This window comes from Gelidibacter salicanalis, from assembly GCF_016469035.1.
GTDB lineage: Bacteria > Bacteroidota > Bacteroidia > Flavobacteriales > Flavobacteriaceae > Gelidibacter > Gelidibacter salicanalis_A.
Window position 1 is genome coordinate 1 of record NZ_JAEHJZ010000132.1, and the last position, 325, is coordinate 325.

Annotated in this window: 1 protein-coding gene; it reads left to right on the plus strand. The window is 55.1% G+C overall.

From position 1 onward, the window contains the following. Positions 1-194: hypothetical protein (locus JEM65_RS22535; protein WP_233530780.1), on the plus strand; the 194-nt coding region annotated here is incomplete at its 5' end. Positions 195-325 lie beyond the last annotated feature (131 nt).

Here is a 325-nt window from a genome sequence, read left to right on the forward strand (position 1 = left end):
CCCGTTTTACCGGTACGGCCGGCTGGCGCGTCAGGATGGGTAGCGCCGGTGGGCCAGAATTTCCAGCACAGGCCGGCGATAACCAGCAGCACAAGCAGGCCGAACAGCCAGCGACGGGAATTGCGGGGGGAGGATTGCATGGAGTGATCAACCATTGGGCGCGAGAGCTTCTTCTTTGGGAGGCTGAAAGATAAGCACTGGGGCGCTTTAAGAAAAGCGCATTTACCGGCTATTTACCTTGGGCTTACAACTTTTAACTGTTGAGCTTAGTCCGCCGGCTATTTCGCTAAACATCTGACCAGCAAATAAAAACGGCCTGGACTAG